Origin of the sequence: Spirillospora sp. NPDC049652, from assembly GCF_040675125.1 — a bacterium.
Classification (GTDB): Bacteria; Actinomycetota; Actinomycetes; order Streptosporangiales; family Streptosporangiaceae; genus Spirillospora.
Genome location: NZ_JBFAOF010000285.1, coordinates 1 through 7,801 on the forward strand (window position 1 = coordinate 1; position 7,801 = coordinate 7,801).

The 7,801-nt window shown below is 72.2% G+C and carries 5 protein-coding genes, 1 tRNA gene and 1 pseudogene; 3 read left to right on the forward strand and 4 right to left on the reverse strand.

The window, feature by feature from the left end:
• Positions 1–333 precede the first annotated feature (333 nt).
• Together glnII and AB0J52_RS19370 are read right to left on the reverse strand one after the other, a co-directional pair.
• Positions 334–1,365: a glutamine synthetase gene (glnII, locus tag AB0J52_RS19365; RefSeq protein ID WP_500182981.1), complete on the reverse strand. Its 1,032-nt coding sequence runs from the start codon at positions 1,363–1,365 to the stop codon at positions 334–336.
• 209 nt (positions 1,366–1,574) lie between these two features.
• Positions 1,575–1,646 (reverse strand) — tRNA-Val (locus AB0J52_RS19370).
• 366 nt (positions 1,647–2,012) lie between these two features.
• Between AB0J52_RS19370 and AB0J52_RS19375 the strand changes: the two genes are divergently transcribed.
• Both AB0J52_RS19375 and zwf read left to right on the forward strand, forming a co-directional pair.
• Entirely contained in the window at positions 2,013–2,954 is a 942-nt protein-coding gene (locus tag AB0J52_RS19375) for an aldose 1-epimerase family protein (protein ID WP_500182982.1), read from the forward strand.
• A gap of 84 nt (positions 2,955–3,038) precedes the next feature.
• Positions 3,039–4,445: a glucose-6-phosphate dehydrogenase gene (zwf, locus tag AB0J52_RS19380; RefSeq protein ID WP_500182983.1), complete on the forward strand. Its 1,407-nt coding sequence runs from the start codon at positions 3,039–3,041 to the stop codon at positions 4,443–4,445.
• Positions 4,446–4,500: 55 nt separating this feature from the next.
• Here the strand turns inward: zwf and AB0J52_RS19385 are convergent, their stop codons facing one another.
• Positions 4,501–5,406 (reverse strand): proteasome assembly chaperone family protein, encoded by a 906-nt coding sequence (locus AB0J52_RS19385; RefSeq protein WP_500182984.1) that lies wholly within the window; start codon positions 5,404–5,406, stop codon positions 4,501–4,503.
• A gap of 225 nt (positions 5,407–5,631) precedes the next feature.
• Positions 5,632–7,386 carry an alpha/beta hydrolase-fold protein gene (locus AB0J52_RS19390; RefSeq protein ID WP_500182985.1) on the reverse strand — a complete coding sequence of 585 codons (1,755 nt, stop codon included), beginning with the start codon at positions 7,384–7,386 and terminating at the stop codon, positions 5,632–5,634.
• A 212-nt stretch (positions 7,387–7,598) separates the two neighbouring features.
• Between AB0J52_RS19390 and AB0J52_RS19395 the strand changes: the two are divergent.
• A pseudogene (locus tag AB0J52_RS19395) lies at positions 7,599–7,801 on the forward strand (enoyl-ACP reductase); the annotation flags it as partial.

Sequence of the window (7,801 nt, forward strand, 5' to 3'; positions counted from 1 at the left end):
CGCGCGCCGGCAGCGGAACGACCGCTGCCAGGCCTGCGGCTGAACGCGGCCCCGTCGCCGGGCGCCGCCTCGCCTCGGGCGCCCGCCGCCCCCGGCGAACGGCCCGCCCGGCGTCTCCGCCATGTCCTCTCCCCCCGGTGCGGATACCTGAGGGCTACCCGGAGCGGTCAGCGGAGACTCCCGGCGGAGTAACACTTTGCGGTCATTTGGCAACCCTGGGGCACCATCGGACGGGCTCGGACGTCACCCCCGGAAACCGCCAGGGCCGGACATGCCGGAACGGCCGGGTCCCCGCTCCACGCGGGGACCCGGCCGTCCGGACCGTTCGGAGGGTCAGACCTGGCCGGCCTTCTCCAGCGCCTCGCAGCAGGTGTTCACCAGCAGGCGGGTGACGTTGTAGGGGTCGATGTTGGCGTTCGGGCGCCGGTCCTCGATGTAGCCCTTCTTGTCCACCTGGACCTGCCACGGGATCCGGACGGACGCGCCGCGGTCGGAGACGCCGTAGGTGTAGACGTTCCAGGGGGCGGTCTCGTGCTGGCCGGTCAGCCGCTCGTGGATGCCCGGGCCGTACCCGGCGATGTGCTCCTCGACCTTGCCCTCGGCGCCCATCGCCTCGCAGGCGGTGATGATCGCGTCGTAGGACTCGCGCATGGCCTTGGTGGAGAAGTTGGTGTGCGCACCGGCGCCGTTCCAGTCGCCCTTGGCGGGCTTCGGGTCCAGGGTCGCCGCCACGTCGAAGTCCTCGGCGATGCGGTACAGCAGCCAGCGGGCGAGCCACAGGTGGTCGGAGACCTCCACCGGGCCGGCCGGGCCGATCTGGAACTCCCACTGGCCGGGCATGACCTCGGCGTTGATGCCGGAGACCTTGATGCCGGCCTCCAGGCAGGCGTCCAGGTGGCGCTCGACGATGTCGCGGCCGAACACCTCGTCCGCGCCGACGCCGCAGTAGTACGGGCCCTGCGGGGCGGGGAAGCCGGTCTCGGGGAAGCCGAGCGGGCGGCCGGCCTGGAAGAAGGTGTACTCCTGCTCGATGCCGAACCAGGAGTCCTGCTCGGCGTAGCGCTCGGCCACCGGACGGAGCTTGGCGCGGTTGTTGCTGGGGTGCGGGGTGCCGTCCACGTGGTACACCTCGCACAGCACCAGCTTGCTGTCGCCGCCCCGGATCGGGTCGGGCACGCAGAGGACGGGCTTGAGGACGCAGTCGGAGTTGTCGCCGGGGGCCTGGTTGGTGCTGGAGCCGTCGAAGCCCCAGTCCGGGAGCTCGGCGCCGTCGGCGAGGATCCTGGTCTTGGACCGGAGCCTGGCGGTCGGCTCGGTGCCGTCGACCCAGATGTATTCGGCCTTGTAGCTCAACGTCTCCTCCATCCGGTGGCCCGGTACGTCCGGACGAGAAGAGCGTCTCAACAGGGCATTTCGGACCTGTTGCCCGTTTGTGAACGGCATGTTAAACAGCATCTGACCTGCGAAAACGTCCTTGAGACGCCGCTCACACCGCCCTGCCGAAGCCCGTTTTCGGCCGGTCCCGGACGGCGAAGGCCCCGCCTTCGGAGGGAAGGCGGGGCCGTACGTGGAGGTGGGCGCGGCAGGTTTCGAACCTGCGGCCACCCGCTTGTAAGGCGGGTGCTCTACCCCTGAGCTACGCGCCCCAGGCCGTGGGCGAACGCCCCGGCGACCGGGCAAGCGTACCCGGTCCGCAGGGGCTTACGCGAAACGGTTTCCCTCAGCTCAGGACGGCGGGAGCACGGGATCGGACGAGGCCGCCGGACGCCTCCACACGAAGATTCCTTGACCGGCTCTGGGGCGTCCGGACAGGTCCCGCCGGGGAGATCGCCAGCAGGAGGGCGGTCCTCCGGATCCGCCGCGTCCGGAGGACTCCCGGCGTCCCGGTCCGCGGATGGGCCGTAGACCGCGAAGCCCGTCCGGCCGGTCGACGCGGCGATACGGGGGTATGCGCCGCACTGACGGAACGCCGGACGGCGCGGGCACCACGTTCAGAGGAGGGGCACCCCGACATGGGCACATCGGTTCCGCGGACCAGCCCGGTCGAACCGGCCACGACCGGGGAGCAGTACACGATCACCGCCGGGCCCTACCGGGCGGTGGTCACCGAGCTGGGCGCGGGCCTGCGGTCGCTCACCCACGACGGTGAGCCGCTCGTGCTGAGCCACGGCGAGGACGAGGTCCCGCCCGCCGCGTTCGGGCAGCTGCTGATCCCCTGGCCGAACCGCGTCGACCGCGGCCGCTACACCTGGGACGGGGAGGAGCACGTCCTGGTCGTCGACGAGCCGGAGTTCGACTGCGCCATCCACGGCCTGGTCCGCTGGTCCACGTGGCGGGAGGTCGAGCGCGCGCCCGACCGGGTCATGCTCGGGACGCGGCTGCTCGCCTCCCCCGGCTACCCGTTCCGGCTGGACGTCGCGGCCGAGTACGTCCTGCACGAGACGCACGGGCTGACGGTCACGGTGACCGCCGCCAACCACGGCCGCGCGGCCGCGCCGTACGGGCACGGCGCGCACCCCTACCTGTCGGTGGGCGAGCCGGTCGACGACTGCGTCGTCCAGCTCCCCGGCGACCACTACCTGCCGGTGGACGACCGGATGATCCCGCAGGGCCCGCCGCGTCCGGTCGAGGGGACGGGGTACGACCTGCGGTCGGGTCGGCGGCTGGGCTCCCTGGAGATCGACCGCGCCTTCACCGGCCTGCGCCGCGACGACGCCGGACGCGCCTGGGTGCACCTCAACGGCACGAACCGGCGGACCTCCTTCTGGCTCGACCACACGCACCCCTGGGTGGAGGTCTACACCGCCGACAACGTGCCTCCGGCGCGGCGCCGGCAGGGCCTCGGGGTGGAGCCGATGACGTGCCCGCCGAACGCGTTCGCGACCGGGACGGACGTCATCCGGCTGGAACCGGGGGCCGTGCACACCGGCTCGTGGGGCATCCTCGCGGGCTGACCCGCACCCGCCGCACCCGCCGCCCCGGGCCCACCCCCGACGAGCGGCCCGCACGACCGAGACGAACGAGGAGGACGCACTGTCATGGAGACCCCGAAGCGCGCGGACGCGCTCGCCCTGTTCGGCGTCACCGGCGACCTGGCCCAGAAGATGATCTTCCCCGCGCTGTACCGGCTGACCGAGCGCGGCGTCCTGGACGTCCCGGTCGTCGGCGCCGCCTACTCCGACTGGGACGACGAGGCGCTGCGCACCCACGCCCGGCGCTGGATCAACACCGCCGTCGTGGACTTCGACGAGGAGGTCTTCGCGAAGCTGGCGTCCCGGCTCAGCATCGTCACCGGCGACTTCGAGGACGGCGCGACGTTCTCCCGGCTGCGCGACCGGCTGCGGGAGGCGACCGGCGGCGGCGGGTTCGTCAGCCACTACCTCGCCGTCCCGCCGTCGCTGTTCACCAGGGTCGCCGAGTCGCTTGCCGCCGAGGGCCTGAACCGGGACGCGCGGCTGGTGGTGGAGAAGCCCTTCGGCCACGACCTGGCCAGCGCCAGCGCCCTGAACGAGCGGCTGACCGGCTTCTTCGACGAGGAGCACCTGCTGCGCGTGGACCACTTCCTCGGGGACGTGGCCGTGGAGGGCATGAAGGCGGCCCGGTTCGCCAACGAGCTGCTCGCCCCGCTCTGGAACCGCGACCACATCGCCAACGTCCAGATCGACCTGCTCGAAGCCTTCGACGTGGCCGACCGGGGCTCCTTCTACGACGCGGTCGGCTGCGTCAAGGACGTCGTCCAGAACCACATGCTCCAGGTGTTCATGCTCCTGGCGATGGAACCGCCCGCCACACCGGACGCGGAGGCCGAGGCCGAGGAGAAGCACCGCGTCCTCCAGGCGACCCGTCCGATCGACCCCGCCGAAGCCGTGCGCGGCCAGTACCGGGGCTACCTGGACGTCGAGGGCGTCAAGCCCGGCTCCAGGACCGAGACCTACTTCGCGAGCCGGCTGTGGGTCGACAACTGGCGCTGGCAGGGCGTCCCGTTCCTGCTGCGCAGCGGCAAGGCGGTCCACACGACCTCGACGGAGGTGGTCGTGGAGCTGAAGACGCCGCCCGTCACGCTCTACCCGGACCGGCACGGCAGGCCCGCGCCGAACCTGATCCGCTTCCACATGGTGCCCGAGGCCGCCATGACCGTGGAGATGGTGGTGAAGCAGCCCGAGAGCGGGCTGCCGTCCGAGCCGGTGCCGCTGCGGGTGGACTTCGCCGACGTGTACGGCCGGGTCGAGATGCCCTACGAGAACATCATCGAGGCCGCCGTCACCGGCGACCGGACGTACTTCGCCTCCCTGCCCGTCGTGGAGGAGTGCTGGCGCATCGTCGAACCCGTCCTCGGCCTGGACGACGCGCCGATCTCCTACGACCCCGGCTCATGGGGCCCCGACGAGGCGGCGGCGCTGCCCGGCCCGCTGGGCTGGCACGACGTCACCCCGCGCAGGCGCTGAAACGCCGGCACCCCGCACGGACGGGCCAGGGCGCCGTCCGTGCGGTGCGGGAAGATCACGGAGCGTCCGGGTCGTCCTGCTCGGCGAGGAAGCGCTCGAACTGCGCGCCGAGCTCCTCGGCGGTGGGCATGTCCTGGCGCTCGGCGAGCAGCGACTCGCGCTCGGCGGCGCCCGCGAACGCGTCGTACTGCTGCTCCAGGGCCGTCACGACCTTCTCGACCTCGGCGTTGCCCGCGACCTGCTCGGCGATCTCGGCGTCGGTGTGGACGGCCGACTCGCGCAGTTCGTCGGACGGCAGCACCAGGCCGGTGGCCGCGATGACCGCCTCCAGCGCGGCGACGGCCGCCGCCGGGTAGCCGGACTGGGCGAGGTAGTGCGGGACGTGCACGGCGAAGCCGACCGCGTCGTGGCCGTGCTGGCCGAGCCGGTACTCCAGCAGCGCGGCGGCGCTGCCCGGCACCTGGACCTTGTCGAACCAGGACGTCCGGGTGATCAGCTCGGGCCGGGTGGCGTGCGCGGTCAGCCCGACCGGGCGGGTGTGCGGCACGCCCATCGGGATGCCGTGGAAGCCCACGGTCAGCGCCACGCCGAGGCGGGAGACCAGGGACCGGACGGCGTCCGCGAAGCCCTCCCACTGCCGGTCCGGCTCGGGTCCGGTGAGCAGCAGGAACGGGGTGCCCACCTCGTCCCGGAGGAGCCGGACGACCAGCTCGGGGGCCTCGTAGCCGGACCAGTGGTCGCGGTCGAAGGTCATCATCGGGCGGCGGGCCCGGAAGTCGAGCAGGGCGTCCACGTCGAAGCGGGCGATGACGCGGCCGTCCAGGGAGCCGAGGAGGTGGTCGCGGACGAGCTGGCCCGCCTGCCCCGCGTCCACGAAGCCGTCGAGGCTGTGCAGCAGGACCGGCCCGGTCATCTCGGGCAGGTCGGCGTCCAGCTCGTACAGGTCCTCAGGGTTCAGCAACGTCTCCCCCACATCTGGCCGGTCGGTCGTCCCAACACTAGGACATAGGGGGCCTCATCCCGCCGGGTGATGTGATCGTGATCGCATCTCCGCACCGGACCGTTACGCGGCCGAGGGCATCACGCGGTGAACGGGCGGTCCGCCGCGCCGGACGGACCTGCCCGACGCCGGGCGGTCCGTCCGGAGCGGCGAGCGGCAGCAGGAGCCGCGATCGCCTTCGCGGGGTCAGCGGGGCAGGCCGACGTGCTTCTCCGCCGGGACGATCTCACCTCCCGAGGGGCTCAGGCGCGGCGTGACACGCGGGCCGCGCCAGGCGGAGACGTCGGCGCCCTTCGGCGCGTGCCGGGCGATGTGGTCGGCGTAGATCTGGAACCACTCCTGCGCGGTGTACGGCGACCAGCCGTGCTGCTTGGCCCGGCCGTACACGAAGGTGAAGCCGGACGACGGGCCGGTCAGGGCGTCGGTGCGCTGCTGGAACAGCTCGACGGCCGTGTTCAGGAAGTAGGTGTCGGTGTCCCCGACGTACACGAACACCTTGCCCTGGAGCTTGGGGCCGAGCGTCGGCCACTCGGCGGCGACCTTGGCCGACAGGTCCATCGCCTTCCACCGCGCGCTCACCGAGTGGTCGATCGTCCCGGACGGCTTGTCCCAGGCCTGGGCCGGGTAGCCGTCCCCTCCCCGCGGGCTGAACAGCGCCTCCCACATGGCCCACGAGCCGCCCGAGCGGTCCCTGTCGCCGCGCGCCAGCTCCCAGAGGTTCTCCTGGGCGTTGACGTAGTTGGTGTCGCCCTGGACGGTCCGGCTGTCCGGGCGCGGCGTCCGGTCCCATTCCCGGACGGTCTCGTAGGCGTTGCCGTCGCCGTACACGTTGACGATCTGCTCGCGGCGGAGGTCCACCGGGTCGGGGTACCCGGCGAACGCGCCGCCGTAGACGTCCGGGTAGAAGACCTGGCTCGCCAGCGCCATCCAGCCGCCGGTCGAGCCGCCGCTGGTGACGCGGCCGTAGGGCTCGGCGATGGTGTGGAAGCGGGCGTCGATCGCCGGGATCAGCTCCCGCGTGGTCGCCTCCCCGTAGGGGCCGAGGTTGGGCGTGTCCACGGCGTAGGAGGTGTCGTAGAACGGGTTCTCCTCGCGGACCTCCACGACGACGAACCGGGGCGCCGCGTCCGACAGCCACCACTTGGAGAAAGCGTTGCCGCCGTCCTCGCGGAACCCGCGCGGGGCGTTCGTGGTGAAGTGCCCGAAGTGGTACTCGACCGGGTAGCGAACGGTCCCGTTCGGGTCGTATCCGGCCGGGAGCAGGACGTTCGCGCCGATGTAGACGGGCCGCCCCCAGAACCGCGACAGCGCCGGGCTCTGGATCTTGACGTGCTTCACGTGCGCCGAGTCGGCCGGGTTGCCCTGCTGGCAGGTTCCGCCCGGCGGGACCGGCTGGGACGGCGTGATCAGGTGGTCGAGGGTCAGTCCGACCGTCCCGCCGCGCGCCGGGTCGATGTCGACCCAGCGGGGGGTGCTGAAGAAGTTGCCCGGCGAGTTGAACAGGTCCATGCCGTCCCCGCAGGGCATGTGCATCTTGACCGTCGAGCCGTCGCCGCGCCGGAACGTGTCGTAGGTGTTGAAGAACGCCTGCACCGAGTACCGCCCGGCGGGCAGCGATCGGATGCTCTTCAGCGGGTAGCCGTACGTCCCGCCGCCCGCGTCCAGGACGACGCTCCCGCCGGGCCGGAGGCCGTCGGCGTTCCGTCCCCAGAAGGGGACGCCGCCGGCGATGTCGATCTGGTCGCGGGGCTCGGAGTCCCCCTTCCGGGAGACGATCACGTAGGCGCGCCCGTCCACGGCGGCCCGGCCGTTCTGCCGGGCGGCGGACGGGGCGAGGGTGACGGTGAACCGGAGCCTGCCGTGGCCGGAGACCCCGGCCGCGGTCGTCCCGGTCACCACGAGCAGAACGGCGCACAGCGCGCCGGCGAGCCGAGCCCGCATGGGCCCACCTCCTGGGGGGATGAGGAGCTTCCGACCGGATCAATCCCCGCAGAAAGAACTTTCGTATCAACTGTCACAGAAGTCGGGACGACGGTTTCGCGAATGATCTTCCGGACACGCCGGTCCCGTCCCCTTCCGAGGGGGCTCCCGCCCGCACGCCGGACAACCGGATCCGACACAATCGGGTCCGTACTCGTGGAGGAGGCGCAGCCATGACCGAAGCCGAGACCGGCCGCCCGTACGACATCGTCCTTTTCGGCGCGACCGGGTTCACCGGCGGCCTGACCGCCGAGTACCTGGCCAGGAAGGCCGAACCCGGCCTCCGCTGGGCGCTCGCCGGACGCAGTCCCGGGAAACTGGAGGACGTCCGCGACCGGCTCGCCGCGATCGACCCGACGCTCGCCGAACTGCCGCT

Bases quoted from the DNA above. Each gene is read 5' to 3' on its own strand.
- AB0J52_RS19390 (WP_500182985.1), bottom strand. From the start codon at position 7,386: ATGCGGGCTCGGCTCGCCGGCGCGCTGTGCGCCGTTCTGCTCGTGGTG.
- glnII (WP_500182981.1), bottom strand. From the start codon at position 1,365: ATGGAGGAGACGTTGAGCTACAAGGCCGAATACATCTGGGTCGACGGC.
- AB0J52_RS19375 (WP_500182982.1), top strand. From the start codon at position 2,013: ATGGGCACATCGGTTCCGCGGACCAGCCCGGTCGAACCGGCCACGACC.
- zwf (WP_500182983.1), top strand. From the start codon at position 3,039: ATGGAGACCCCGAAGCGCGCGGACGCGCTCGCCCTGTTCGGCGTCACC.